Source organism: Cryobacterium sp. N21, assembly GCF_002929575.1.
Lineage (GTDB): Bacteria > Actinomycetota > Actinomycetes > Actinomycetales > Microbacteriaceae > Cryobacterium > Cryobacterium flavum.
Genome location: NZ_PJJQ01000033.1, coordinates 331,511 through 356,682, shown reverse-complemented (window position 1 = coordinate 356,682; position 25,172 = coordinate 331,511). Strand labels below are relative to the sequence as shown.

Below are 25,172 nucleotides of genomic sequence, written 5' to 3'. Positions count from 1 at the left end.
CTCCGAGGCCGAATCTCAGGGCGTTGGCGAATCTAGGGCAGTCGAGCGAACAGCCGAGTTCCACTCAGCGCGAGCAGCAGGCCGGCGGTCACGATGGCCGCAACCCCGCCCAAGTAGGCCACGATGGTGCCGAGCGTACCGACGCGCTCGAACAGGCTGCTGTCCAGCACGAGGGTCACGATGAAGGCCACGGCGGAGATCGCCCCGCACCCGATCGACAGCCAGCGCACCACGCGAATCGTCGACTGTCGCAGCCCGGTAAAGGCTGGCCATCGTGAGCTGGGGGCGGCAGCATCCGTTTGCGGCACGACACCTACCCGCGGCCAGGCCAGCACCGCCCCGGCGAGGCACCCCCAGAATGCGACCCAGAGCAGGGCTGCAATCACGTCGCTCGGCCGATGCCACTGGTTGGCAAGCGTGGCCACACCGGCCAGCACGGCGAAAGCGGTGCCCCACCCGGCGACCATCGGGCGCATGCGCGGGCTCGCGACCAGAAAGACCACCAGCGCGGATGCCGCCGCCACCGTCGTATGCCCCGACGGGAATGAGTTTCCGGCGTAGCCCTCGACCGCGAGGTCGGGACGGGCCAGAATGCCATACTTCAGCAGTTGGGCCGAGGCAGTCGCCGCCGCTGCCGCGACCAGGGCAACCACGAGGGTGCGCCAGTTGCGGCGCACGAGCGCGATGACGGCGGTCAGCACCACGCCGAATGCCACGGCGATGTCCGGAACAGAGTCCAGCATCCGACCGGTGAACGAGGTAATGCTGCGACGGCCGAATTCGGCGCCGTCATAGGCAAGCTGGTCGGCTTCCTGGCCGGCGTGGCTGCGCACGAAGAACAGGTAGAGACCGATGAAGGCCACGGTGGTAAGCGCGGCCCCGGCGACGTACCCGAGCGAACCCTGTTTCAGGGAGTTTCGAGGGGACCAATTGCGCACGGTCAAGCATGCCACAGTGTTTCTGGGAGACGCGGTTTCTGGGAGACGCGGTTTCTGGGGCCCGCTACCGGGTAGTGAGAACGACTTTGCCGTGCAGGTGGCCCGCCATGAGGTGGCGGTAGGCGTCCTGCACCTGATCGAGCGGGAACACCCGGTCGATCGGCAGCACGATCTCACCGTGCGCAATCAGTGTGGCCAGCGCCTCGAGGTCGTTGATGTCCGCGAACTGTCCGCCCACCTCGGTTACGCCCGCGCACCCGTACCTCACCGCGCCCGGCCTGCGGCTGCTCATCGTGCACGATGCTCAGCACCTCTGGCTCACCAAATTCGTCAATGCGTACGTATCGAGCCATGCCTCAGCCTAGAGGCCCGCTCGTATGTCACCGACCGACCACGAATTGTCTCGCCCATTTACCCCAATTGCTGCACGATTGATGCGTGGCGTACACCGGTTGTTCAAGAACTTCTGATCGAATAGTGTCTACCACCGAGAGGGCATGCCGAAAGAGCGTGCACCCGACAAACGAATGGACGCTCTGTGAGCATTCGAACGGCTGAGTACCCCCGGCCGGACCACTTCCTGTTACACCTGAGCGACACCCACCTGCTGGCGGGAGGCTCAAAGCTCTATGGCAGCGTCAACGCTGAAGCCCATCTGGCCAAGCTGTTCGCCGAGGTCGAGGCATCCGGGGCCCGCCCCGAGGCCATCGTCTTCACCGGTGATCTCGCCGACAAGGGCGAACCGGGCGCCTACGAGCTGCTGCGCAAGATCGTCGAGCCGGCCGCTGCCAGGCTCGGTGCACGCGTCATCTGGGTGATGGGCAATCACGACAATCGTTCGGTTTTTCGCACCGAGTTGCTCGACCAGGCCGCGAGCGAGGCCCCGATCGACCGGTCCTATGACCTCAACGGCCTGCGCCTGATCACCCTCGACACCTCGGTCCCCGGTCACCATCACGGCGCGGTGAGCGACCAGCAGCTGCTCTGGCTCGCCGACGAGCTGCGGGTACCGGCGCCCGACGGCACGATTCTGGCCATGCACCACCCGCCGATTCCGAGCGTGCTCGACCTGGCCAACGCGGTGGAGCTGCGCGACCAAGATCGCCTCGCCAGCGTGCTCCGCGGCACTGACGTGCGCAGCATCATCGCCGGACACCTGCACTACTCGTCCATGGCCATGTTCGCCGGTATCCCCGTGTCGGTGTCGTCGGCCACCTGCTACACCCAGGATCTGAACGTTCCGGTGGGCGGCACCCTGGGTCGCGACGGCGCACGAGCCTTCAACCTCGTGCACGTCTACCCGGGCACCGTGCTGCACTCCGTGGTGCCGCTCGGCCACTATCCAACGCTCGACTACGTCGACGCCGCCGAAAGCGCACGTCGTCTGCGCGCTTCCGGCGTCGAGATCACGCCGTCGGAGACTCTGCCTGCATTGCGTGAGCCGCCAATGACCCGACCGATCCCAGTTCTGCGATAGTGGCAACACTGGCCCGTTCCCACGGTGCCACGATCGGAAAGTACAGCTCCAGAAATTCGGTGACCGCAGCGCGGCGCACCTCGGTGGAAATCTCCGGGTGACTGCCGTCGTTCAGGCAGAACATGTCCTGATCGCGACGCTTGCGCAGGTGATTCATCTGGCGCAGGGCGATGCGTAGTGTCGTCTCGATGTAGAGCGAACGCACCTGAGTTTGGGCGACCGCACGACCGGTCATCAAGGCGTAATAGTGGTACAGCGAGTTGGTGACCGAGATGTCGGTCGCCGAACGAAAACGACTCGCCGCGGTGCGGCTGAAGTCCTCGGGAAATTCCTGTTCCAACTCGAGCAGCACACTCTTGCGCATGGGAGCTGGCGTGTGCTCCAGGTGCCGGGTGGTGACCTTGCCGAAGCGCCCACGCAGCAGCGCCCGGTTCACGCGAGCGGCGTTCTCGAACCCGCTGCGGGTCGGATCGTTCTCGCCGAGGCCGATCCGAGTGGCTGCCTCCACAAACTTGGTCACCCCACCGGGTGAGAAGAACAGCTCCGGACCGACCGGGCGACCGAAGAACATGTCGTCGTTGGAGTAGAGAAAGTGCTCGGCCAGCCCGGGAATGTGGTGCAGCTGGCTTTCCACGGCGTGCGAGTTGTGAATGGGCAGCACGCTCGTGTCGACGAAGAAGTCCTCGCTGCGCATGATGGTGACGCGAGGATGCTCGGAGAGCCACTCCGGCACCGGTGAGTCAGTGGCGATGAAGATGCGGCGAATCCAGGGTGCGAACATGTATACGCTGCGCAAAGCGTACTTGAGCTCGTCGATCTGGCGAAAACGGGCGTCGGAATCGTCACCCTCCCCGATGACATAGGCCTTCATACGTTTGGCACGTTCCCGCTGAAACTCGTCGCTAGAACCGTCGACCCAGCTGAACACCAGGTCGATGTCGAAGGACACGTCGCTGGCCAGGTCGTCGAACATGTTCTGCAAGGTCAGCCAGGTGCGTCCATACAGGTCGATCGTGGTTTCGCGGGCTTCGGAGCGTGGCAGCCGGGTGCGCATGAGCGCGTTCTCGACCGGGGCGATGATTTCATCTTCGCCGAAACGCCACAGCTCGAACTGGAACGCGGTCTGGGCGCCGTAGCGCAGGCGGCCGATCGGTTCGATGCGCGGCCGGTAGACGCGAAAGACGGAGGACTTGCGCAGCGTCATGAGGGCGCCATCGGCGAGCAGAAACTGCTGGCTGACGTTGCCATCGAGCGGCTTGGCGTAGAACGGCTCGTTGGCGAATGCCGCAGTCAGGACCTTGGTGATTTCCTTGCGCCGCTTGCGGTCGACGGCGATGACCGGACGGTTGTGGTCGCCGCGCACGAGTAGAAAGTCGATGCCGGCGTTGGTGAGGGCGTCGTACACGGCCACGAGGTCCTTGACCATGGACTCGTGCGGAGTGTAGTGACCGTTGATGAGGGCGATCTCACCCTTGCGCACGACGAGGTCGTCGCGGTCGAACCGGCGCGTACGGGCATCCGGTGTGATCAGCACCAGCTCCGGCTCACTGCTGAGCGACAGAGTCGGGATCAGGCCGGTGTTGGTGGGTGGTTCGGGTTCACTGGAGTCGTAGCCCACGGAGTCGGGGCGTAAGGCGTCGGTGTCGAAGATGTCACCGCCGAACGAGTCGGGGTCCCCCTGCTCGCCAGTCTCCGGTTGTGCGTCCGGAATATTGCGTGTCGCCATGGTCCTCCTTGAGAAAGTGGAGCACTCCAGCGCGACCAGCCGGGGCTGAAACCGAGGAATGCGGCCGAAAGTGCCGGCGTGAATGGTTCAGAGTGTTTCGCATCGTGGATCTTCTCGAGAAGTGACGAGGTTCTCGATGAGCGACTGGCGTTTGGTGAAACGCGGGGACATTTGTCTTTAGTGTACGTCGCGATGTCGGTAGTTTGCTGCGGCGTCTAGCAGCCAGGGAGATGAGCCCAGGAAATGCGAAATGAGGAAGTGGGGCGAGGTTATACCCCGATGTTAGCGCTTGTGCGGCCGCACCGATTGTTGCGCTTCGGCGGTAATTTCGCTCAGGAGTCTGGCCGTGCCCGCGATCGGTGGCAGCTGCGCCGGGTCAGTGATCGGCAGCTGGCAGACGAAGTCGCGGCAGAGGTACGCGGTGGGTTGGCCGGCCTTGGCCATCCGCGCCAGGAACAGGCCGAAGCCGGCCTCCGCAAATGCTTGGGCCTGTGACTCTGAAACGGATGCGACCACTCGCGCCGCGTGGCGTCGGGCGAGGTCGTGCAGGGTGATGGCCGGGCGGTTTGCCGCGGCGGCACCAAACCGGTCGGGCGAGACGATCACGAGCTGCTCGATCGGGGCGTTGAGTTCGTCGAACAGGCGCAGGGCGGCGCCGTAGGCAAGTGGCCGGCTCGGTGCCAGAGTTGCGACGAGGCCGAGGCCGGCCTGCGCGGCCAAACGATAGCGGTCGTCGCCGGTGAGGCTGTGCAACAGCAGTGCGGCATCCGCTGTGGCGGAGAGTCCGGAGGGGTAGGCACCCTCGGAAGGGTCGATGGCGCTAACCAGGCCCTGCCGGCTGAGCACTGGATCCGCGCCGTTCGGAGAGCGGAAGGCAGGCGCGTCGGTGGCTGCTGGTAGCGTGCTGTCGAGCAGGTGACGAGCCTGGGTGGCGTAGCAAACGTTACCGGTGACGAGCGCGAGTTCGAGGAGTCCCCGTGCGTACATGCCGTAGTCCTCCAGCGTGGCGTTCGCTGTGGAGGTGCGTGCGGCAACGGAGGCACGAACGAGGGTGCCGTCGGCGCGCACGTGGTGTTCGCGCAGGTAGTCGGCCGCGCGGCAGGCGGCGTCAATGAGACGGGGCTGGTCGAAGGCGAAGCCGGCCCGGGCGAGAGCCTGAATCGCGAGTCCGTTCCAGCCGGTGAGTACTTTCGTATCGAGGGCCGGCGGGGTCTGCCGCAGACGGTCGCCCGGTTCGAGTGCGTAGTAGCCGCCCTCGACCCGATGGCCGTCGACGGTGCTTTCCGAGTCTTGGGCGCTGGCAAACCCGCCTCCCGGAAGCTGCATCACGTCACAGAGAAAGCGGGCAATTCCCTCGGCGACGTGACGTACCCACGGTGCGCCGGTGAGCATCCAGGCGCGGGTGTAGAGGCTGAGCAGCTGGGCGTTGTCGTAGAGCATCCGTTCGTAATGTGGATCACTCCAATCACGGTTGACCGCGTAGCGAAAGAAGCCGCCCTCGATCGGGTCGCGAAGCGGTGACGCGCCCATGAGCTTGAGTGTGCGCAGCGCGAGCATTGGCCCGTCGCCGTTCGCGTCGCCGTGCCCGAGCAGAAAGGAGAGAGCAGGGGCCACCGGAAACTTTGGTGCACCGCCGAAGCCACCAAATCGGGCGTCTTCATAACCGACCAGCTCGGTGACCGCCCGGTCGAGCACTGCGGTGCTGGGATGCAGGGGCACCGCGGCGCCACCCGCCGCCGCGGCACCCTCGGCGAGCTCACGCGCCGATTCGGCGAGCAACTCGGCCACCTTGGTGGCGCCGGCCCTGACCTCGGCCCGCCGGGTGTGCCAGGCCGTCGTCACCGCGGTCAGAACGTCGCGAAACGACGGATGCCCCGCCAGGGCCACCGGCGGAAAGTACGTTCCCGCGTGAAACGCCTGCCCGTCGGGGGTGACGAACACGTTGAGCGGCCAGCCGAGTCCCTCGATGAAGGCACTCGCGGCAGAGAGATAGCTCGCGTCGACATCGGGGTGCTCCTCCCGGTCGACCTTGATGCTGACGAAGTGGGTGTTGAGGTACTCGGCAATCGCCGGGTCGCTGAAACTCTCCCGCGCCATGACGTGACACCAGTGGCAGGTGGAGTAGCCGATCGACACCAGCACGGGCACATCGCGCTCGCGGGCTTCGGCAAAGGCTTCCTCGCCCCAGCCGAACCAGTCGACCGGGTTGTCGGCATGGCTGCGCAGGTAGGGGCTGATGGCGTCGGCGAGGCTGTTGGGCATGCTCTATTCTGCGCCCCGTTGCCCGGGCGGGCGAGGTCAGGGCAGCAGGGCAGCCCCGAGCAGGGCGTTGCGGCGGCGTTGAACCCGCACCCAGACCACGAAACCCACGAGGGTGAAGGCGCCGTAGAACAGGTACAGCACGGCCGAGGCGTAGTAGCCGGCGCTGATCAGCAGTGGCACGCCGACCACGTCGACGGCTACCCAGATCAGCCAGAATTCGGTCCAGCCCTTGGCCATTCCGTAGGTCGCCAGCAGCGATCCGGTAAAGATCCAGGCATCCGCCCAGACCGGTTCGAACGAGCCGAGGGCGCGAAAGATGGGGGTGAGCACCAGGGTGCCGGCGACGAGCCCGAGCCCCAGCAGGATGCGGGTGCGGTTACCGGCCCAGTGCGGGGCGACGGCAACGTGCACCGCCGAGTTGCGGCTGCGCTGCCACTGTACCCAGCCGAAGATCGACACGATGATGAACATGATCTGCCGGCCGGCCTGCCCGAGCAGATTGACCGGGTTGGGAGTGCCGAACACAGCGCCGAGAAACACGGTGAACAGCAGGGCGTTGCCGATGATGCCGACCGGCCAGGCCCAGATCTTGCGGCGCATGCCGCCGACGGCGCTCGCGATGCCGAAGGCGTTGCCGACGACCTCGCGCCAGAGAATGGTCTGGGTGCCGATCTGCAACTGGGCGTCGAACAGCCATTCAATCGGGTTCATGGGGATCTTTCTGCGCGCGCGGCATGTGCCGCGCCTGACAAAGCGCGGCGCGTCCAATCTACGCCGCTGCCCGGCCCTCTGCCGCCCGATGACAGAGCGGTGGCCCCGCAGAGTCTGCGGGGCCACTCAAACGGATGCTTCGGGCTAGTTCACCTCGTTGGGGTGCGCCGAGACGCGGCCGGCGCGTTCGAGCGCGGAGATCATGGTGACCTCCGTGTGGGTGAGTTCGAAGTCGAACACGTTGAAGTTCTCAATCATGCGCTCCAGCCGGTTCGACTTGGGGAACAGGATGTTGCCCACCTGCAGGTGCCAGCGAATGACGATCTGCGCGGGCGACTTGCCGTGCGCGTCGGCAGCATCCGTTATGATCTGCTCGTCGAACAGGGGGTACTTGCCCTGGCCCAGCGGGCCCCAGGCCTCAATGTTGATGCCGTTTTCGCGAGCGAACGCGGTGACTTCCGGCTGCTGGTGCGCTGGGTGCAGCTCGATCTGGTTGACCGCGGGCACAATGCTGGTCTCGTGCAGCAGGCGGTCCAGGTGCGGCACCAGAAAGTTCGAGACACCGATGGATCGGGCGCGGCCCGATTCCTGGATCTTTTCCAGGGCGCGCCAGCTCTCTACAAACTTGTCGTTCGCCGGAGCCGGCCAGTGAATCAAATAGAGGTCGACGTAGTCGAGGCCAAGCTTCTCGAGGCTCTCCTCGAACGCGTCAAAGGCCGACTCGGTACCCTGACGGTCGTTCCACAGCTTGGTCGTGATGAACAGATCGGAGCGGTCGATGCCGGAGGCGGCCAGAGCCTTGCCCACGCCCGCCTCGTTGCCGTAGATGGCGGCGGTATCGATGTGGCGATAACCGACCGACAGCGCGTCGGCCACGATGCGGGTGGTCTCGTCAGGTTCGACCTTGAACACGCCGAAACCAAGCTGCGGAATCGTGTGGCCGTCGTTGAGGGTGATGGTGGGAACAGATTTCGTCATCCCCTCACCCTATGCGCCCCGAAAGCCGTGCACCCCCCGAATACCCAGTGTTCACTGACCGCGAAAACGCCCTCGGAGTGCGACGAAGTATTATTGGAGCTTCATGGAAACGCTCAACATCACCTTCCCGCCCGAACTGCCGGTCAGCCAGCGCCGCGATGACATCGCCGCAGCCATCCGCGACAACCAGGTCGTCATCGTCGCCGGTTCGACCGGGTCGGGCAAGACCACCCAGCTGCCCAAGATCTGCCTCGAACTCGGCCGCCAGAACATCGGCCACACGCAGCCCCGCCGGCTCGCCGCCCGCACGATCGCCGAGCGCATTGCCGAGGAGCTCGGCCAGGAGGTCGGGCAGCTCGTCGGCTACCAGGTGCGGTTCACCGACAAGATCGGCGCCGATACCCGGATCAAGTTGATGACCGACGGCATCCTCTTGAATGAGATTCACCGCGACCGCATGCTGCAGAAGTACGACACGATCATCATCGACGAAGCGCACGAGCGCAGCCTCAACATCGACTTTCTGCTCGGCTACCTGCGCCAACTGCTGCCCAAGCGCCCTGATCTGAAGTTGATCATCACCTCGGCCACCATCGATCCGGCCAGCTTCGCAAAGCACTTTGCCGCCGCCGACGGCACCCCGGCGCCGGTGGTCGAGGTGTCCGGGCGCACCTTTCCGGTGGAGATTCGCTACCGGCCGCTGGTGGCCGAGCCCGGCATCGACGACGATGACGACACGACGGATGCCGCTCCCCCGGTCGACCGCGACTACATCGAGGGGATCACCGCCGCCCTCGACGAGCTCGAACGCGAGTCGAACGGTGACGTACTGGTCTTTCTCTCGGGCGAGACCGAGATTCGCGACGCGGCCGACGCCCTGCAGGGTAAATACGCCTCCTCGGCCAGTCGCAACCCGACCGAGGTGCTGCCGCTTTACGGCCGGCTGTCGTCTGCCGACCAGCATCGCGTGTTCCAACCATCGACCGTGGCGGGGGTGAAGCGGCGCATCGTGCTCGCGACCAACGTCGCCGAGACCAGCCTGACGGTGCCGGGCATCCGCTACGTGATCGACGCCGGAACTGCGCGCATCAGCCGGTACAGCGTGCGCTCGAAGGTGCAGCGGCTGCCGATCGAAGCCATCTCGCAGGCCTCGGGCAACCAGCGCAGCGGCCGGAGCGGGCGCACCAGCGACGGCATCGCCATCCGCCTGTATTCCGAGGAAGACTATCTGCGGCGCCCGGAATACACCGAGCCGGAGATTCTGCGCACCAACCTCGCCGCCGTCATTCTGCAGATGATCTCGCTCGGGCTCGGCGATATCGCCTCGTTCCCGTTTTTGACCCCGCCGGATTCCCGCAATATCAAGGACGGCCTCGACCTGCTCGCCGAACTCGGCGCGATCGAGGCAGAGGGAGCCGGCCGCACCAAGAGCGGCCGCGGCCGCGTTGCAACGGATGCCGCAGCCCCGGCCGGCCCGGCCACCCCGCGCCTCACCCGAATCGGCCAGCAACTCGCGCAGCTGCCGATCGACCCGCGGTTTGGCCGCATGGTGATCGAGTCGAAAACCCAAGGCACCAGCCGCGAAGTCATGGCGATCGTGGCCGGGCTCACCATTCAGGACCCGCGGGAGCGCCCGCTCGAGCGGCGTGCGCAGGCCGACCAGTTCCACGCGCGATTCGCTGACCCCACGAGTGACTTCCTCAGCCTGCTCAATCTCTGGAACTACCTCGAGAAGCAGCAGTCCGAACTGGGCTCGAGCGCCTTTCGGCGGCTGTGCAAGAACGAGTACCTCAACTACCTGCGGGTGCGCGAATGGCAGGACGTGCTGCGCCAGTTGCGCCAGCTGGCCAAACCGCTCGGCCTGCACCTCGGTGAGCCGAGCGCGAACCCCGACGGCGTGCACCGCTCGCTGCTGGCCGGGCTGCTCTCCCACATCGGGCTGAAGGACGTCGCCAAGAAGGACTATGTCGGGGCGAGGCAGCAGCGCTTCGTGCTGTTTCCCGGCTCGACCCTCGCGAAGAAGCAACCGAACGCTGTCATGAGCGCCGAACTGGTCGAGACCAGCCGACTGTTCGCCCGCATGAACGCTGTCGTCGACCCGGCCTGGGCCGAGCCGCTCGCCGGCGACCTGTGCAAGCGCAGCTACTCCGAACCGCACTGGGAGATGAAGCAGGGCGCCGCCGTCGTGTACGAACGCGTGACGCTGTACGGCGTGCCGATCGTGGCGCGGCGCCGGGTGCAGTTCTCCCGCATCGACCCGGCCTATGCCCGCGAGCTGTTCATTCGGCACGCTCTGGTCGAGGGCGAGTGGGACCGCGCGTCGGGGCCGCAGTCTGTCGCCGCCGAGAAAGAAGCCGACCGCGGCGGTCGCGGGCCTTCGCGCAGCGAGCGCGTCAGCATCTCCGTGGACGGGGGCGCTGCCTCGGGCGGGCGCGGGTCCGGCGGCGCGCCCGCGGTAGGCTCCAGCGCGAGCCGCGGCGGAAGGCCCGGCCAGACCGGCGACCCCGGCATGTGGGCGTTCGAACGGGCCAATGCCCGGCTGCGGGAGGAACTGGCCGAGCTGGAGGAGCGCACTCGGCGCCGGGACATCCTCTTTGACGACGAGGCTGTCTTCGACTTCTACCAACGGCGCATTCCGGCTGATGTCTCGTCGACCAAGAGCTTCGAGGGCTGGTGGCGCAGTGCCCGCTTCGACACCCCCGACCTGCTCACGATGACCGCCGACGCGCTCGTGGCCGAAGACTCCCCCGAGATCGACGAGGGGCTGTTTCCGCCGAGCTGGCAGCAGGGTGACCAGCGCCTGACCCTCGGGTACCGCTTCGAGCCCGGTGAGGAGGACGACGGCGTAACCGTGCGCATCCCGCTCGCCCTGCTCGCCCGACTGTCGCCGAACGGATTCGACTGGCAGGTGCCCGGCCTCCGCGCCGAACTCGTGACCGCCATGATCAAGTCGCTGCCGAAAAGCATCCGGCGCAATGTCGTTCCGGCCGCCGACTGGGCCACGCGACTGCTCGGCGAGCTGCCCGGCGAACCCGGAATTGTGGAGACTCTGCCGACGCCGGTGCCCGAGGTTTCGTTCGCTGAGACCCTCGCCGCGCTGATTCAGAAGCTCACCTATGTGCCGGTCACCGCACGCGACTTCGAGCTCGGCCGCGTTCCCTCCCACCTGCGCATGACCTTCGTCGTCACCGACGAGCGCGGCCGCACGGTCGCCTCCGACAAGGACCTCGCCGACCTGCAGCGCCGCCTGGTCACCCGGGTGCGGGAGAGCGTCGCGAAGGCGACCAGCGCCGCCGCCCCCGGCAATGCCATCGAACGCGGCGGCATCACCACGTGGGACCTCGGTGAACTCCCCCGCTTCCTCGACACGAAGCAGGGTGACAACACGATTCGCGGGTATCCGACGCTGGTCGATGACGGGGCATCCGTTTCTATTCGCATGATGAGCACCGAGCTGGAGCAGGCCCGTGCGCTGCCCCGCGGGGTGCGGCGGCTGCTGCTGCTCGCGACGCCGTCGCCGGCCGCGTACGTACAGCAGCACCTGACCGCGGCCGAGAAGCTTTCGCTCGCGACCAGCCCGTACAAGAGCACGCAGACCCTGTTCGAGGATTGTCTCGCGGCCGCGGTCGATGACGTATTGTTTCGCGTGCGTCCAGGCGGCCAGGTGTTCATGAAGGCGGAGTTCGACACCATTCGCGACCGGGTGTCGGGGGTCGTGATGGATTCCATGTTTGAAACTGTCGGCCTGGTCGCCCGCATTCTGACCGCCCAGCGCCTGGCCGATAAGGCGCTCAAGGCCGCGACCAGCATGGCGCTGCTGCCCGGAATCAGCGATGCCCGCCAGCAGCTGACAACGCTGGTCTACCCCGGGTTCGTCAGCGATACCGGCCTCGCCCGGCTGCGCCACCTGCCGCGCTACCTCGGCGGAATCAGCGCCCGGGTGCCGAAACTGGTCGACAATCCGAGCCGCGACCGGGTCTGGATGAACGAGACCCAGGCCGCAACCACCCGGTTCGAGAACGCCGGCGGAACCATGCCCCTGAAAGCGGATGCCGCGGCATCCGTTTTGCGCGCCCGCTGGATGATCGAGGAGCTGCGCATCAGCTTGTTTGCGCAGGAGCTCAGAGCGGCAGAGCCCGTCTCGCTGCAGCGTATCCAGAAGGCGCTCGCCGGATAGTTCACGCCCCAGGCCCACCTTATGAACCCGGGCCCAGTCTATAAACTGGGCCCGGGGACGGGGCCCGGGCCCCGTCCCCGGGTGGTGGTGCGGGGCTAGAGCACCTTGGAGAGGAAGGCCTGGGTGCGGTGGTGCTGGGGGTTGGCGAGCACCTCGGTGGGCACGCCGCTCTCGACGACGACGCCGCCGTCCATGAAGACCAGGGAGTCGGCGACCTCGCGGGCGAATCCCATCTCGTGGGTGACCACGATCATGGTCATGCCATCGCGAGCGAGGCCCTGCATCACGTCGAGCACCTCGCCGACGAGCTCGGGGTCGAGCGCACTGGTGGGCTCATCGAACAGCATGAGCTTGGGTTCCATGGCAAGGGCACGAGCAATAGCGACCCGCTGCTGCTGACCGCCGGAGAGGTGCGCCGGGTAGTAGTCGGCGCGTTCGGCCAGTCCCACCCGGGCCAGCAGGGCGCGAGCGTTGGCCTCGACCCCGGCCTTGGACAGGCCTTTGACCCGGATCGGCGCTTCCATGACGTTCTGCAGCGCGGTCATGTGCGGAAACAGGTTGAACCGCTGGAACACCATGCCGATATCGCGACGCTGCCGGGCGGCCTCCTTCGGGCGCATCTCGTAGAGCTTGTGGTTGGCTTCGCGGTAGCCGATGAGCTCGCCGTCGACACTGAGGCGTCCGGCCGAGACGACCTCGAGGTGATTGATGCAGCGCAGGAAGGTGGACTTGCCCGAGCCGCTGGGCCCGACCAGGCACATGACCTCGCCGCGCTTGACCTCGAGCGAGATGCTCTTGAGCACCTCATTGGAACCGAAGCTCTTGGAGACACGGTCGGCGACGACCATGGGGGTATCGGGCATCAGCGGTCTCCCTTGTGCGGGTCGGTGGGGGGAAGCACCACGGTGGGCTGGCCGCTGCCGACGACCCGGGTGACGCCCGTGATCGACGCGGTGGCGTCATCCGCTTTCTTGTCGGGGCGGCGGTCGCCGATGCCGCGGGCGAACCGCTTCTCGAGGAAGTACTGGCCGACCATGAGGATGGAGGTGAAGAACAGGTACCAGATCGACGCGACGATGAGCATCGGCACCGTTTCGAAGGTGACCGCGGCGATATCGCGGGAGCGGGTGTAGAGCTCGAGCGTGAACGGGATAGCCGTCACGAGCGAGGTGGTCTTGAGCATCGAGATGACCTCGTTGCCGGCCGGCGGGATGATCACCCGCATCGACTGCGGAACGATGACGCGCACCATGGTCTGGAACCAGCTCATGCCGAGCGCGGTGGCGGCTTCTTCCTGCCCGCTGTCGACCGAGAGCAGGCCGGCCCGCACGATCTCCGCCATGTAGGCGGCTTCGTTGAGCGCGAGCCCGATGATCGCCAGGATGAACGCGGAGAGCGCCACCCTGGTGGGGAAGGACACCCACGGGTCGGTGAATGGGAGTCCGATGTCAATGGACTGGTAGATCGTGCCGATCAGGCCCCAGAACACCAGCTGCACGTACACCGGGGTGCCGCGGAACACCCAGAGGTAGACCCACGCGATGCTGTTGACCACTGGGTTCGGTGACAGCCGCATGATCGCGAGGGTCACCCCGAGGATGATCGCGATGATCATCGAGTACACCGTGAGCTGCAGGGTCACGAACGCCGCCTGCGAGATGCGCTGGTCGAACAGGTACTTACCGACGGCCGGCCAGTCGTAGGCCGGCCGCATCGCCGCATCGGCGACGAACAGCGCGACAATGAGCAATAACACCACCGCGAAGGTGTTGCGCCACGGGTGGCGCAGGCGAATCGCCTTGATTCCGGGCTCCGTCTTGCCGCCCGGCGCGGCCGTGTCAGTCATGATGTGAGTCGCTTACTGCTCTAGCCGTTGGAGGCGGCGTTGATGGTGATGGTGTCGATGCCACCGTCGGTGACACCCCACTTGTCGAGGATCTTGCCGTAGGAACCGTCATCGACCATGGACTGCAGGGCGGCCTGCACGGCCTTGGTCAGCTCGGAACCCTTGTTGACGGTGATGCCGTAGGGCGCCGTGTCGAAGCTCTCGCCGGCCGGCTGCAGCTTGCCGCCCGACTTGGAGATGGCGTAGAGGGTGACGGGCGAGTCGGCGCTGAGGGCGGCGGCCTTGCCGAGAATGACAGCGTTGGTCGCTTCGTCCTGCGAACCGTAGGGCAAAATCTCGATCTTGTCCTTGCCAGCGGCGAGGCAGGCGTCATTCTTGGCGGGCAGCTCGTCGGTGTATTCCACCGTGCCCGACTGCACGGCGACGGTCAGGCCGCAGGCGTTGTCGGGGTCGACGGTCGTTCCGGCGGGCGAGGCCCAGAGAATGCCGGCGTTGTAGTAGTTGACGAAGTCAACCTGCTTCTCGCGCTCGAGGTTGTCGGTGAACGAGGATTCGCCCATGTCGACGGTGCCGCCGGTGATGCTCGGAATGATGTTGTCGAACGATGCAATCTGGTACTTGGTCGTCAGGCCGAGCTTGGCGGCGATGCCGTCGGAGAGTTCGATGCCCCAGCCGATCGGTGCGCCGGCATCGTTCTTGAACTCGTTCGGCGGGTAGGCCGCATCGGTTCCGATAATGAGCACGCCGGCGCTCTTGATAGTGGCGGGGAGCAGCGCGACGGCTGCGGCATCCGCTTCAATGGTGGCAGCGGCGCCGGGCGTCGTGGCGGCCGGAGTCGAGTTGTCGACACAGCCGGTGAGCAGCAAAACGGCGGCGGCGGCAAAAGCCGGAACGAAATAGCGTGCGCGCATGGCACTTCCTTCTTGATTTGGTCGAAAGTGCGGGATTCGCCAGTGAATCCCACACGCGGGTAAGACTTATCGAGCCTAATGCACACCGGAGCGCGCGAGAATCGAGACGGCACCCCCCATCCGCCGTTTTTTTGACGAGCGGATGCTGCGGATCTATCGTCAAGAGGTGCCCACCACCACCCCGAACATTCTGTACACCTCCCCCGACGATCCGCTCGCCGCTCCTCTCGTGGCTGAACTGTCGCGGGAGTACGACGAACGCTACGGCCTGAACGACGGCATTCCGTCGTCGGTCGAGCTCAGCCGCTACCCGACCCGGCGGTTTCAGCCGGTCGACGGTGGTACTTTTCTGCTCCTGGTCGAAAACGGGCAGGCGGTGGCCGGCGGAGCTTTCATGCGGGCCGACGACGACACCACCGTCGAGGTCAAACGGGTGTGGACGCACTCGGCGCATCGTCGCCGCGGGCTGGCCCGTCAGGTGGTGGCCGAGCTCGAAGCGGAAGCTGCACGGCGCGGCATTCGCTCGATCGTGCTGACCACGGGAGCCCGCCAGCCGGAGGCAGTGGCGCTCTACCTCGCGCTCGGCTACGAACCGCAGTTCGACCTGGACGAGGACTGGGAGTCGATCGGGTATTTGGAGTTTCGCAAGCAGCCTTCAGTCGTCGACGAGTCGGGCCAGACGCCGCTCTGACGGCACGCACACAACGGATGCCGCGCGCCCAGCTGGGCCAGCGGCATCCGTTTTTTGAAGCGTGCTACTGGTTGACGGCGGCGGCGAGCAGGGTGACGTAGTCGTCGAGGCCCCAGCTCAGCGAGAGTCCGGTGGGCGGCGAGACCGAGCTGATGAACGCGGCGCCGACCGGGCTTGCAACCGTGCCGGCCTGCACCTGCGGCATCGCCTGGGAGTAGCTGGCGTCCAGGAACGCATCCGACTGTTCTTGAGTGGATCCGAAGTTGACCAGCAGGTCGCTGGAGAGTTGGTCGAGCTGTTCGTAGCTGAGCGTGTAGTAGAAGCTGGCCTCGTCGGTGGCGAGCTCATCGACGGCGGGGGCGTTGACGAAGCCGAGGTCGAGCGTGAAGGCGACGCGCGGGTCTTCCTTCTTATAGACGTAGAAGGTTCCGTCGCTGTCGCTCGTGAGGGCGATGGTCTTTCCGGCGAATTCGGGGTGCGCAGCGGCTTGGTCAGCGATTTCAGTGTCGATGGACGCAAGCAGAGCGGTCGCCTCGGTGCTCTTGCCGAGTGCGGTGCCCGTGATCTCGATCAGATCGCGCCACGGGGTGGCCCAGGCGTCACCCGGGTAGGCGACGACCGGCGCGATCTTGCTGAGCAGGTTATATTCCTCTTCGGTGATACCGGAATACGCGGCGAGAATAACGTCGGGTGCGGCCGCGGCGATGTCCTCGTAGGGCGGCTCCTCGGTGTCGGGCAGTACGACCGGCATTTCCTGGCCCTTGAGCGCATCGGAGATCCACGGCAGTACGCCATTCTTGTCGCCGCCGTAGCTCTGGAACGGAATCGCCACCGGTATCACGCCGAGCGCAATCGCGTCATCGGCACTGCCCCAGCCCCAGGCTACGACGCGGGTCGGCTGCTCATCGATCGTGGTTTCGCCGAAGGCGTGCTCGATGGTGACGGGAAAGCTGCCGGATGCAGCGGTGTCGGCGGCGGGGGCCGTCGCGGCGGCGGTGCATCCGCCGAGCCCCAGGGCGAGGATGCTCGCTGCGGCCGCGAGCGTGATGGTCAGGCATCGGGACACGAATTTCTCCAGTTCGTTGGCAACAATACTTAGGGTAGCCTACCCTAACTTTAGACCTGCTGGTGTAGCCGGGAACGAGTCGCGGGCGCAGGATCGGCGGGCGCCGGATCAGGGTCGGCCGCTCGCCCGTGGAACCGGCCGATCGGAACGACCATGGGCGCACCACAGACCGGATCTGGCACGATCCGTGCCTCGAGGTCGAAGGCAGAGCGCACGATCTCGGCGGTGAGCGTGTCGGCGGGCGCGCCAGTCGCGATGATTTTGCCGGCGCGCATGACGACGAGGTGGTCGGCGTAGCGGGCGGCGAGGTTGAGGTCGTGCAGCACCATCACGACGGTCGTTCCGTGTTGGCGGTTGCGCTCGAGCAGCAGGTCGAGCACTTCGATTTGGTGGGTCACGTCGAGAAATGTCGTGGGTTCGTCGAGCAGCAGAATCTCGGGGTCCTGGGCGAGGGCCATGGCAATCCAGACCCGCTGCCGCTGCCCGCCGGAAAGGTCTTCGAGGTGGCGGGCTGCAAGCTGCTCGGTGTTCGTGGCGGCCATCGCCGCGGCGACGATCTCGTCGTCGGTACTCGACCACTGCCGAAACCAGCCCTGGTGCGGGTAGCGGCCTCGCCCGACGAGGTCGGCCACGGTGATGCCGTCGGGAGCGATGGGCTGCTGCGGCAGCAGTCCGACGACGGTCGCGACCTTCTTCCCTGGCAGCGCGGCGATGTTGCGGCCACCCAGGGTGACCTGGCCGGCATCCGGTTTGATCAGTCGGGAGAGCCCCTTAAGCAGGGTGGATTTACCGGAAGCGTTGGCGCCGACGATGACCGTGATCGCACCGGGGATAACCTCGAGGTCGAGGCCGTCGATGATGGGCGTGTGGTCGTAGCCGAGGATGATGCCTTCGGCGCGCAGTTGGTGGGTCATCAGGCGCCCTTTCCGGTTTTGTTGCTGGTGGCGAGCAGCCAGAGCAGATAGGGGGCGCCGATCGCGCCCGTGATGATTCCGGCGGGGAGTTCGAGCTGCCCGGGCAGCAGATGCTGTGCCGTGAAATCGGCCACGGCAGTGATGAGGGCGCCAACGAGTGCCGCGGGCACGAGTGCGAGGCCGCCGGTGCCGAGCACGCGCCGGGCGATCGGTGCCGCCACAAAAGCCACGAAGGCGAGCGGACCGACCGCCGCGGTCGCCGTCGCGGCGAGGGCAACCGCGACTACGAGCAGCAGGAGTCGAGTGCGTTCGGCCCCGACGCCGAGGCTTGCTGCGAGGTCATCGCCGAGTTGCAGGGCTTGCAGTCGCCCGTCAGCCAAGCGAATAACCGGCAGCAGCACGAACAAAACGAGGGCCACGACGGCGATGTCCTGCCAGCGGGCGCCGCTCACGCTGCCGACCAGCCAGAGCAGCGCGCCCTGCGCGTCGTTCAGGTCGGCGCGGGACAGCAGGTAGCCGAGCACTCCCTGCACCATGAAGGCGACGCCCACGCCGATCAGCACGAAGCGATAGCCGACCACACCGCCGCGCCAGGCCAGCAGGTAGATGGCGCAGGCGACAATGATGGCTCCGGCGAAGGCGGCGAGGGAGGTGGCGACACTTCCGAAGCCGAGAATGAGCATGCTGAAGACGGCGGCGGCGCTCGCTCCCCCGGTGACTCCGATGATGTCCGGGCTGGCGAGCGGGTTGCGCAGCACGGTCTGGAACAGGGCGCCGGACAGCGCGAACGCCACGCCGACGAGCACGGCGAGGGTCAGTCGGGGCAGGCGCAGCGAGAGCACGATGAAGTTTTCGCCCTGGCTGCCCTGGCCGGTGAGGGTGCGAAGCAGGCCCGGAACGCTGAGCGAGTACGCGCCGACGGCGAGGCTGAACGCCGCGACGACGACGAGGGCAGCCAGGAGTACGAGCACGACGCTCCGGTTGCGCAGGCCGCGCTGGGCGCGCGCGTGCGCCAGGGGGGTAGCATCCGCTCTCTGCAAAGTTGTCATCACAGGCCTGCCAGTTTCACGCGACGCACCAGTGCGATCAGCACCGGCGCGCCGAGAAACGCGACGACGAGACCGGCCTCGATTTCGCCGGGCTGGGCGATGAAGCGACCGAGCACGTCGGCGAGCACGAGCAGGGTCGGGCCGAACAGCGCCGAGAACGCGATGATCAGGCGGTAGTCGGGGCCGGTGATCCACCGGGCCACGTGCGGCACGGCGAGGCCGACGAACACGATCGGGCCGGCCATCGCCGTCGCCGAGCCACAGAGCAGCACGATGGCGACGGCGCAGACGATGCGGGCGGTAATCAGGTTTTGGCCGAGGCCGCGGGCGAGGTCGTCGCCCAGCGCGAGGGCGTTGAGCATGCGGGCGGCCACGATCGCCAGTACCAGACCAACCAGGATGAACGGGGCCAGCGGCAGGGCGGCGTCGAGGCCGCGTGCCACGAGCGACCCGGCCGCCCAGAACCGGTAGCGATCGAAGGCTTCGGTGTCGGCGAGCAGCACGATGGTGATGAGCGAGGTGAACGCGGCGGTCAGCGCGGTTCCGGCGAGGGCGAGCTTGACCGGCGTCGCACCCTCACGGCCGAGAGAACCGATGAGGTACACGATGGTGGCCGCGACGGCGGCGCCCGCGAAGGCGAACCAGACATAGCCAAGCGAGGACGTCACCCCGAACCAGGCGATCCCGGCGACGACGAACAGCGAGGCGCCGGCGTTGACGCCGAGCAGGCCGGGGTCGGCGATCGGGTTGCGCGTGACGCCCTGCATGAGAGCGCCGGCCAGGCCGAGGGCGAGGCCGGCGAGCAGGCCAACGGCGGTGCGCGGCACCCGCAGGTCGAGAATGACGGTGTGGTCGGTCAGGGTGCGGTCCGGGCTGAACAGGGCGTTCCACACGGTGCCGGGGGCGATCTCGCGGGTGCCGACCAGGAGCGATGCGGCCACGCTGAGCCCGAGCAGCCCGACGGCGAGCGCGAAGCCGATGACGACCCGGCGCGGGCGGGCGCGCGGTGACACGGGCACAGCCACGGGTCGATCCGGAGCCAGGGTCATTGAGCTTCGGACCGGCCGAGCCGCCAGTAGCCCATGAAAGCCACCCTTGAGCGGTCGATGCCGGTCTGACTCACCAGAAACCGTCGCAGGAGTTTGATCGTGCAGGATTCTCCGGCGAGCCAGGCGTAGAACCCGGCCCCGTTCTCTTCGGCGGGCGATTCCCAGAGCACGTCACAGTCCACGTCGACCTCAGCGAGCGGCTGCGGGGCCGCCGCGACCGCGGCCTCGACCAGGGCGCGATTGCTCGCAACCCAGCCACGCACTGCGGCGTCGAGGCGCTCTCCGTGCGGCGCCCGATCGCGAGCCAGCCAGGTGATCTCGCACCCTGCGGGCAGAACGAGAGGCAGGGCATCCGCCCCAGTGGGTATCTCGATGAAGGCGTGGGCGCGGCGGCCGGCCGGCAGGCTTTCGAGGATGCTGCAGATGGCGGGGGCGGCGGTCTCGTCGCCGGCCAGCAGCAGGTCGGTCGCCTGGCCGGAGTGCCAGTCGAGGCCGATGGAACGACCCGGGCTGCGCTCGTCGGGGCCGACGATGACGACGTCACTGCCGATGGAAACGCCCTGCAGCCAGCGCGCAGCCGGGCCGAGTGCGCCGTGAGCGGCGTGGGTGACGAAATCCACGTCGAGTTCCCGCTGTTCGGGGCGCACGGCGCGAATCGTGTAGGTGCGAAAAGGGTTGCGATCGGCGTCGGGCAGTGCACGCCAGCGGTCATACCAGCGGCCCGTGGCAATGGTTTCCTCTTGGTCGGCGCCGATATCGGAGAGTCCCCGGCCGGGCAGCGGAAACACGATCTTGACGCGCTGGTCCAGCCCGGCCGTGCCGAAGGTGTCGAACTGTTCACCGAAGAAGGTCACCCGGGTGAAATGTTCACTCAATAAGCGGATGCCGACGACCGTCGCGCGATAGGGCCGGTAGGCCGGGCGGTCAGCGACCGTCGTAGCGCCGGGGCCGGTCACGCTCGGTAAGGTAAGCATTACCTTAGTATGGCATGCCTTGCCTCAGATCAGGCTGTACGGTCTGAAACTGTCCTGGCGCGCTGACTCCCCAGTTTTCGATTCAACCGACCCTAGACTGAAATCATTGTGAAAAGTTACTGGACCCTTCTGCGCACGCCGGGCGTATCCCGCCTGATCGGCGCGCAGTTGACGGCGAGGTTTCCCTTTGGAATGCTCTCCCTCGCCTTTCTCATTCACATCGAGCGCATCTTCGATTCGTACGGTGCGGCGGGGCTCGTTCTGGGCGCGATGAGTATCGGCCAGGCCATCGCCGGTCCCCTGACCAGCCGGCTGATGGGCCGGCTCGGCATGCGCCCGGTCATCATCGCGACAATGTTCATCTGCGCCGTGTCGATCGTGGTCATGGCACTGGTTCCGCTGTCGGTACTGAGCCTGATGCTCATCGGATTCGTCGCCGGACTGTCGACCCCGCCGATCCAGCCGGCCGTGCGCACCATCTACCCCAAAATCGTCAACTCCCGCCAGCTCACCCCGCTGTTCTCGCTCGACGCCTCGGCGCAGGAGATCATCTGGGTGCTCGGGCCGGTGATCGCGACCTTCGTGGCTTTGCAGGTATCGACGACCGCGGGCATCCTGCTCGCCGCGTTCTTTCTAGTGGCCGGCGGAATCTGGTTCGTCTCGCTGCCCGAGGTCGGCCGGGTGCGCATCCCCCGCAGCCGGCGCAAGCTCGGCGTCGTGCTCAAAAAGCCCGAGGTACTGCTCAGCACCATCGTCGGGTTCACGTTGGTCGCGGCCTGCGCCGCCGTGGAAGCCGGGGTGGTCGCGGTGTTCGGCCACGGCAGCGCCGATGCCGGCTGGGTGCTCGGCATCTTCGCCATCGGCTCGCTCATCGGTGGGCTCGCCCTCGGCCACGCCCCGATCGGCCCCTGGGCGCTCGCTGCCCGCATGCTCATCGTCACGATCGGCCTCGCCCTGGCCAGCCTGTGGCTCACCTTCTGGTGGCTGTCCTTTGCTCTGCTTCTGGCCGGAGTCGGCATCGCCCCCGCCTTCGCCGTTCTGTTCGGCATCGTCTCGGCCAGCGTCAAGTTCAGCGACACCGCCGAAGCCTACGGCTGGGTCGGCACCGGCCAGCTGATCGGCGCCGCCATGGGCTCCGCCATTGCCGGGTTCTCGATCGACCACTCCGGACCGGTCTCGGCCATCTACGTCGCCGCCGGCTTCGCCGCCCTGGGCTGCATCATTCCCGCGCTCGGCCGCCGCTGGCACCCCGACCTGCGCGGCCGCGACATCAGCCCCATCCCCGACACCGAGCCCATTCAGATTCAGGTCTCGTAGCATTATGGGATGACCTCCCTCACGCTCAATGACGGCCACGTGATCCCCCAGCTCGGTCTCGGGGTCTATAAAGTAGCGGATGCCCTCGCAGCCGACACCGTCGAGGTCGCCCTCGCCGCCGGGTACCGTCACGTCGACACCGCAGCCCTCTACGAGAACGAGGTCGGCGTCGGGCAGGGTCTCGCGCGCTCGAACGTGCCCCGCGAGGACGTGTTCGTGACCACCAAGGTGTGGAACGACCGCCACGGCTACGACGAAACGCTGAAAGCGTTCGACGAGAGCCTGGCCAAACTCGACCTCGACTACGTCGACCTCTACCTGATCCACTGGCCGGCCCCGACCCAGAATCGCTACGTCGAGACCTATCGGGCGCTTGAGGCGATCCGGGCCACGGGCCGCGCCCGCTCGATCGGCGTCTCCAACTTTCATCCGCACCACCTCGACCGGCTGCTGAATGAGACCGAGGTCGTTCCGGTGCTCAACCAGGTGGAGTTGCACCCGTGGCTGCCGCAAGCCGAGGTGCGCGCGTATGACGCGGCCCACGGCATCCTGACCGAAGCGTGGTCGCCGCTGGCTCGCGGGCGTGCGATCGGCAACCGGGCCCTCGATGCGATCGGCGCCAGGCACGGCAAGTCGGCCGCGCAGATCGTGATCGCCTGGCACCTCGCGCTCGGCAACGTGGTCATTCCCAAGTCGGTCACGCCGGCGCGCATCCGCGCCAACATCGACGTGTTCGACATTTCCCTCGACGCCGACGACCTCGCGGCGATTGCCGGTCTGGAAAGCGGCGAGCGCACCGGCAAGGACCCCGACGACCTCGACTGAGCCCTATAGGGGAACGAGGGCGTCCGGCCCGAGCGGGTCTGGCACGTCTTCGGCGTTCGGCAGGATGCTGATGAACCGGTAGAACACGATGCCGAGCACCGTCGCGACCACGCCGCCAATGATGAAGGGCAGGGCAAGATCGATGCGCCCGACCAGACCGCCGAGCACGCTCCCGATCGGTGTCGCTCCCCAGAGCAGGGTGCGCCACGTGCCGTGCACTCGCCCGAGCAGATGCCCCGGAATGATGCTCTGCCGCAGGGACATCACCAGAATGTTCCAGACTGTCACCGCGCCGCTGCTCACCGCGAAAAAGATCACGGTCACCCACAAGTTGGGCCAGAGGCCAACAATCAGGAACGCCAGGCCGCTCAAGACCAGCATGATCGCCATGGTCGGCCCGGCATTCAAGCGGTTCTTGAGCGGTGCCGTAAAAACCGATCCAACGATGCCGCCGATCGCGCCGCTCAGCATGAAGACTCCGAACCAAGCCTCCGGTACCGCGAGCGGTCCGAGCACGAACAGCACGAAGCTGGCCGTGGCGAAGGAGAACGCGAGTCCGATGGTAGTGCTCAGCAGCCAGAGCGTGACCAGCATGCGGCTCTTCACGATGAAACGGTAGCCGTCGACGAACTGGCGATACCAGGCGGCTTCGGTCTGGTCGCCGATCAGAGCGTGCTGCCGTCCCGACGCGATCTTCGGCAGGAACAGCGCGAGCGCTGCGGCGACCAGAAAAGCCACCGCGTTCGCACCGAGCGGAATCAGCACCGAAACGGCGAACAGCAGGCTGGTGAGCGGCCCGGCCAGAAAATTCTGCACCACGAGCTCGCCGGCCTCGATGCGGGAATTGGCGCGGGGCAGGTCGGCGCGGCCGATGATGCTCGGAACGACCGCGCGGGTCGCCCCGTCGTACACGGTCTCGAACGCACCATAGATGAAAATAAGGGCGTACAGCCAGACGATGGTGAGGGCATCCGTTGCGGTGAGCACACACAGGGCGACGGCGAGGATCATGCGCACGGTGTTGGCGAGTGCGAGGGCGATGCGACGGTCGATGCGGTCGACCAGGATGCCGGCCGGGATGGCGCAGAGCAGCCACGGCAGCATCGCCATGGCCGCGATACCGGCGATCAGCAGGGGGTCGTCGGTGAGCCGCGCCGCGAGCAGGGGCAGCGCGGTGCGCGCGATACCGTCACCGAGATTGCTCGCGAGGCTCGCCGTGAACAGGTTGTTGAAGGCCGGCCCGAGGCCGCCCGACAGGCGACGCCGCATCACCAGCGGGGGTGAATCTGCTCCCGCAGGAGCCGATCGTAGACATCCTGCACGCCCTCGTTAAAGGCGAGGTCAAGTGGTTCGGCAACGCCCGCCGTGGCATTGCCCAGCGCCTGCGCGACCGAGCGAGCGCCGGGAATGACGGCGCTCACGCCGTCGATCTGAGCAACCCAGGCCAGCGCAGCCTGCGCGGGAGTGAGGCCGGCCGGGGCCAGAGCGGCAAATTCAGTCGCGGCCTGCAGGCCTGCCTCGAAGTCGACGCCGGAGAAGGTCTCGCCAACGTCGAAGTGGCTGCCGTCACGGTTGAAGTTGCGGTGGTCGCTCTCGGCGAACACCGTCTCGCGGGAGTATTTGCCGGTCAGCAGTCCGCTGGCCAGCGGCACCCGCGCGATAATGCCGACCCCGGCCTCCCGCGCGGCGGGCAGCACCTCATCGAGCGGCTTCAGTCGAAACGCGTTCAGGATGATCTGCACGGTGGCGACGCCGGGGTGGCTGATCGCGGCGAGGGCCTGGGCGCAGGTCTCCACGCTCATGCCGTAGTTGCTGATGACGCCCTCGTCGACGAGGGTGTCGAGCGCGTCGTAGACCTCGCCCGAGTCGAAGACCGCGCTCGGCGGGCAGTGCAGTTGTACGAGGTCGAGGGTGTCCGTGCCCAGGTTTGTGCGCGAGCGGTCGGTCCAGGCCCGAAAATTGCCAAGCACGAAATTCTCGGGCAGCTGCTCGGCCCGCCGCCCCATCTTGGTCGCTACGGTGATTTCAGCGCCCGGGGCGTCGTGCGCGAGAAAATGCCCGATCAGGCGTTCGCTGCGGCCGTCACCGTAGACATCCGCTGTGTCAAAAAAGGTGATTCCGGCATCAGCGGATGCCGCCAGCACAGCGGTCGCGTCAGCGTCAGACACGGCACCCCAGTCGGCGCCGAGCTGCCAGGTTCCGAGGCCGATCACGGAAACAGTGCGGCCGGTTCGTCCGAGGGTGCGTTTGTGCATAGCTCC

At 66.7% G+C, this 25,172-nt stretch carries 21 protein-coding genes; 5 read left to right on the top strand and 16 right to left on the bottom strand.

Features of this window, described 5'->3' with window-relative positions; genetic code table 11:
• Positions 1 to 32 precede the first annotated feature (32 nt).
• Positions 33 to 938 (bottom strand): phosphatase PAP2 family protein, encoded by a 906-nt coding sequence (locus tag CXY77_RS11930; RefSeq protein ID WP_140425708.1) that lies wholly within the window; start codon positions 936 to 938, stop codon positions 33 to 35.
• A 64-nt stretch (positions 939 to 1,002) separates the two neighbouring features.
• A complete protein-coding gene (locus tag CXY77_RS11925) occupies positions 1,003 to 1,230 on the bottom strand; it encodes a zinc-binding dehydrogenase (RefSeq protein ID WP_104130114.1) in 228 nt (75 codons plus the stop codon).
• A gap of 246 nt (positions 1,231 to 1,476) precedes the next feature.
• On the opposite strand from CXY77_RS11925, the gene CXY77_RS11920 reads away from it, so the two are divergent.
• On the top strand, positions 1,477 to 2,415 hold the full coding sequence (locus CXY77_RS11920; RefSeq protein WP_104130113.1) for a phosphodiesterase: 939 nt from the start codon (positions 1,477 to 1,479) through the stop codon (positions 2,413 to 2,415).
• On the opposite strand, the gene CXY77_RS11915 is transcribed toward CXY77_RS11920, so the two are convergent.
• The 4 genes from CXY77_RS11915 to CXY77_RS11900 form a co-directional block, all read right to left on the bottom strand.
• A complete protein-coding gene (locus CXY77_RS11915) occupies positions 2,345 to 4,141 on the bottom strand; it encodes a stealth family protein (protein ID WP_104089709.1) in 1,797 nt (598 codons plus the stop codon). The genes CXY77_RS11920 and CXY77_RS11915 overlap by 71 nt on opposite strands.
• Positions 4,142 to 4,423: 282 nt before the next feature.
• On the bottom strand, positions 4,424 to 6,403 hold the full coding sequence (locus tag CXY77_RS11910) for a thioredoxin domain-containing protein (RefSeq protein WP_104089708.1): 1,980 nt from the start codon (positions 6,401 to 6,403) through the stop codon (positions 4,424 to 4,426).
• 36 nt (positions 6,404 to 6,439) lie between these two features.
• Positions 6,440 to 7,114: a nicotinamide riboside transporter PnuC gene (pnuC, locus tag CXY77_RS11905; protein ID WP_104089706.1), complete on the bottom strand. Its 675-nt coding sequence runs from the start codon at positions 7,112 to 7,114 to the stop codon at positions 6,440 to 6,442.
• A 144-nt stretch (positions 7,115 to 7,258) separates the two neighbouring features.
• Positions 7,259 to 8,092 carry an aldo/keto reductase gene (locus CXY77_RS11900; protein WP_092338966.1) on the bottom strand — a complete coding sequence of 278 codons (834 nt, stop codon included), beginning with the start codon at positions 8,090 to 8,092 and terminating at the stop codon, positions 7,259 to 7,261.
• Between the two features lie 103 nt (positions 8,093 to 8,195).
• On the opposite strand from CXY77_RS11900, the gene hrpA reads away from it, so the two are divergent.
• Positions 8,196 to 12,269: an ATP-dependent RNA helicase HrpA gene (gene hrpA, locus CXY77_RS11895; RefSeq protein WP_104130112.1), complete on the top strand. Its 4,074-nt coding sequence runs from the start codon at positions 8,196 to 8,198 to the stop codon at positions 12,267 to 12,269.
• Positions 12,270 to 12,364: 95 nt separating this feature from the next.
• Here hrpA and CXY77_RS11890 read toward each other — a convergent pair whose 3' ends face one another.
• Genes CXY77_RS11890 through CXY77_RS11880 form a run of 3 tightly spaced genes read right to left on the bottom strand, consistent with a single transcriptional unit; the run spans position 12,365 to position 15,026 of the window.
• The gene (locus CXY77_RS11890; protein ID WP_158252828.1) at positions 12,365 to 13,117 is read right to left on the bottom strand and encodes an amino acid ABC transporter ATP-binding protein; all 753 of its coding nucleotides are present in this window, start codon (positions 13,115 to 13,117) and stop codon (positions 12,365 to 12,367) included.
• Between the two features lie 14 nt (positions 13,118 to 13,131).
• The gene (locus CXY77_RS11885; protein WP_092338972.1) at positions 13,132 to 14,115 is read right to left on the bottom strand and encodes an amino acid ABC transporter permease; all 984 of its coding nucleotides are present in this window, start codon (positions 14,113 to 14,115) and stop codon (positions 13,132 to 13,134) included.
• A gap of 20 nt (positions 14,116 to 14,135) precedes the next feature.
• Positions 14,136 to 15,026 carry an ABC transporter substrate-binding protein gene (locus tag CXY77_RS11880; RefSeq protein WP_092338974.1) on the bottom strand — a complete coding sequence of 297 codons (891 nt, stop codon included), beginning with the start codon at positions 15,024 to 15,026 and terminating at the stop codon, positions 14,136 to 14,138.
• A gap of 166 nt (positions 15,027 to 15,192) precedes the next feature.
• Here CXY77_RS11880 and CXY77_RS11875 point away from each other — a divergent pair, with 166 nt between their 5' ends.
• A complete protein-coding gene (locus CXY77_RS11875) occupies positions 15,193 to 15,717 on the top strand; it encodes a GNAT family N-acetyltransferase (RefSeq protein WP_233197366.1) in 525 nt (174 codons plus the stop codon).
• Positions 15,718 to 15,781: 64 nt separating this feature from the next.
• Here the strand turns inward: CXY77_RS11875 and CXY77_RS11870 are convergent, their stop codons facing one another.
• The 5 genes from CXY77_RS11870 to CXY77_RS11850 are packed head-to-tail and all read right to left on the bottom strand — an operon-like array spanning position 15,782 to position 20,769.
• Complete coding sequence (locus CXY77_RS11870) at positions 15,782 to 16,783, bottom strand: iron-siderophore ABC transporter substrate-binding protein (RefSeq protein WP_104130111.1); 1,002 nt, start codon at positions 16,781 to 16,783, stop codon at positions 15,782 to 15,784.
• A gap of 50 nt (positions 16,784 to 16,833) precedes the next feature.
• Complete coding sequence (locus tag CXY77_RS11865; RefSeq protein WP_104130110.1) at positions 16,834 to 17,697, bottom strand: ABC transporter ATP-binding protein; 864 nt, start codon at positions 17,695 to 17,697, stop codon at positions 16,834 to 16,836.
• Complete coding sequence (locus CXY77_RS11860) at positions 17,697 to 18,746, bottom strand: iron chelate uptake ABC transporter family permease subunit (protein ID WP_104130109.1); 1,050 nt, start codon at positions 18,744 to 18,746, stop codon at positions 17,697 to 17,699. Before CXY77_RS11860 ends, CXY77_RS11865 begins: the two co-directional genes overlap by 1 nt.
• Positions 18,746 to 19,771, bottom strand: a complete 1,026-nt coding sequence (locus tag CXY77_RS11855; RefSeq protein WP_233197365.1) for an iron ABC transporter permease — start codon at positions 19,769 to 19,771, stop codon at positions 18,746 to 18,748. Before CXY77_RS11855 ends, CXY77_RS11860 begins: the two co-directional genes overlap by 1 nt.
• A 20-nt stretch (positions 19,772 to 19,791) precedes the next feature.
• Entirely contained in the window at positions 19,792 to 20,769 is a 978-nt protein-coding gene (locus CXY77_RS11850; protein ID WP_104130107.1) for a siderophore-interacting protein, read from the bottom strand.
• Positions 20,770 to 20,877: 108 nt separating this feature from the next.
• Between CXY77_RS11850 and CXY77_RS11845 the strand changes: the two genes are divergently transcribed.
• Complete coding sequence (locus CXY77_RS11845) at positions 20,878 to 22,086, top strand: MFS transporter (RefSeq protein ID WP_104089697.1); 1,209 nt, start codon at positions 20,878 to 20,880, stop codon at positions 22,084 to 22,086.
• 9 nt (positions 22,087 to 22,095) lie between these two features.
• On the top strand, positions 22,096 to 22,911 hold the full coding sequence (locus CXY77_RS11840; RefSeq protein ID WP_104130106.1) for an aldo/keto reductase: 816 nt from the start codon (positions 22,096 to 22,098) through the stop codon (positions 22,909 to 22,911).
• A gap of 3 nt (positions 22,912 to 22,914) precedes the next feature.
• Here the strand turns inward: CXY77_RS11840 and CXY77_RS11835 are convergent, their stop codons facing one another.
• Complete coding sequence (locus tag CXY77_RS11835) at positions 22,915 to 24,180, bottom strand: MFS transporter (protein WP_104089695.1); 1,266 nt, start codon at positions 24,178 to 24,180, stop codon at positions 22,915 to 22,917.
• Entirely contained in the window at positions 24,180 to 25,166 is a 987-nt protein-coding gene (locus tag CXY77_RS11830) for an aldo/keto reductase (protein ID WP_104130105.1), read from the bottom strand. The genes CXY77_RS11835 and CXY77_RS11830 overlap by 1 nt, the downstream gene beginning before the upstream one ends.
• Positions 25,167 to 25,172: the final 6 nt, after the last annotated feature.

Excerpts from the sequence above, each read along its gene's own strand:
- CXY77_RS11925 (WP_104130114.1), bottom strand. The coding sequence starts at position 1,230 with ATGAGCAGCCGCAGGCCGGGCGCGGTGAGGTACGGGTGCGCGGGCGTA.
- CXY77_RS11915 (WP_104089709.1), bottom strand. The coding sequence starts at position 4,141 with ATGGCGACACGCAATATTCCGGACGCACAACCGGAGACTGGCGAGCAG.
- CXY77_RS11910 (WP_104089708.1), bottom strand. The coding sequence starts at position 6,403 with ATGCCCAACAGCCTCGCCGACGCCATCAGCCCCTACCTGCGCAGCCAT.
- pnuC (WP_104089706.1), bottom strand. The coding sequence starts at position 7,114 with ATGAACCCGATTGAATGGCTGTTCGACGCCCAGTTGCAGATCGGCACC.
- CXY77_RS11900 (WP_092338966.1), bottom strand. The coding sequence starts at position 8,092 with ATGACGAAATCTGTTCCCACCATCACCCTCAACGACGGCCACACGATT.
- hrpA (WP_104130112.1), top strand. The coding sequence starts at position 8,196 with ATGGAAACGCTCAACATCACCTTCCCGCCCGAACTGCCGGTCAGCCAG.
- CXY77_RS11890 (WP_158252828.1), bottom strand. The coding sequence starts at position 13,117 with ATGGTCGTCGCCGACCGTGTCTCCAAGAGCTTCGGTTCCAATGAGGTG.
- CXY77_RS11885 (WP_092338972.1), bottom strand. The coding sequence starts at position 14,115 with ATGACTGACACGGCCGCGCCGGGCGGCAAGACGGAGCCCGGAATCAAG.
- CXY77_RS11880 (WP_092338974.1), bottom strand. The coding sequence starts at position 15,026 with ATGCGCGCACGCTATTTCGTTCCGGCTTTTGCCGCCGCCGCCGTTTTG.
- CXY77_RS11865 (WP_104130110.1), bottom strand. The coding sequence starts at position 17,697 with ATGACCCACCAACTGCGCGCCGAAGGCATCATCCTCGGCTACGACCAC.
- CXY77_RS11860 (WP_104130109.1), bottom strand. The coding sequence starts at position 18,746 with ATGACAACTTTGCAGAGAGCGGATGCTACCCCCCTGGCGCACGCGCGC.
- CXY77_RS11850 (WP_104130107.1), bottom strand. The coding sequence starts at position 20,769 with ATGCTTACCTTACCGAGCGTGACCGGCCCCGGCGCTACGACGGTCGCT.
- CXY77_RS11840 (WP_104130106.1), top strand. The coding sequence starts at position 22,096 with ATGACCTCCCTCACGCTCAATGACGGCCACGTGATCCCCCAGCTCGGT.
- CXY77_RS11835 (WP_104089695.1), bottom strand. The coding sequence starts at position 24,180 with ATGCGGCGTCGCCTGTCGGGCGGCCTCGGGCCGGCCTTCAACAACCTG.
- CXY77_RS11830 (WP_104130105.1), bottom strand. The coding sequence starts at position 25,166 with ATGCACAAACGCACCCTCGGACGAACCGGCCGCACTGTTTCCGTGATC.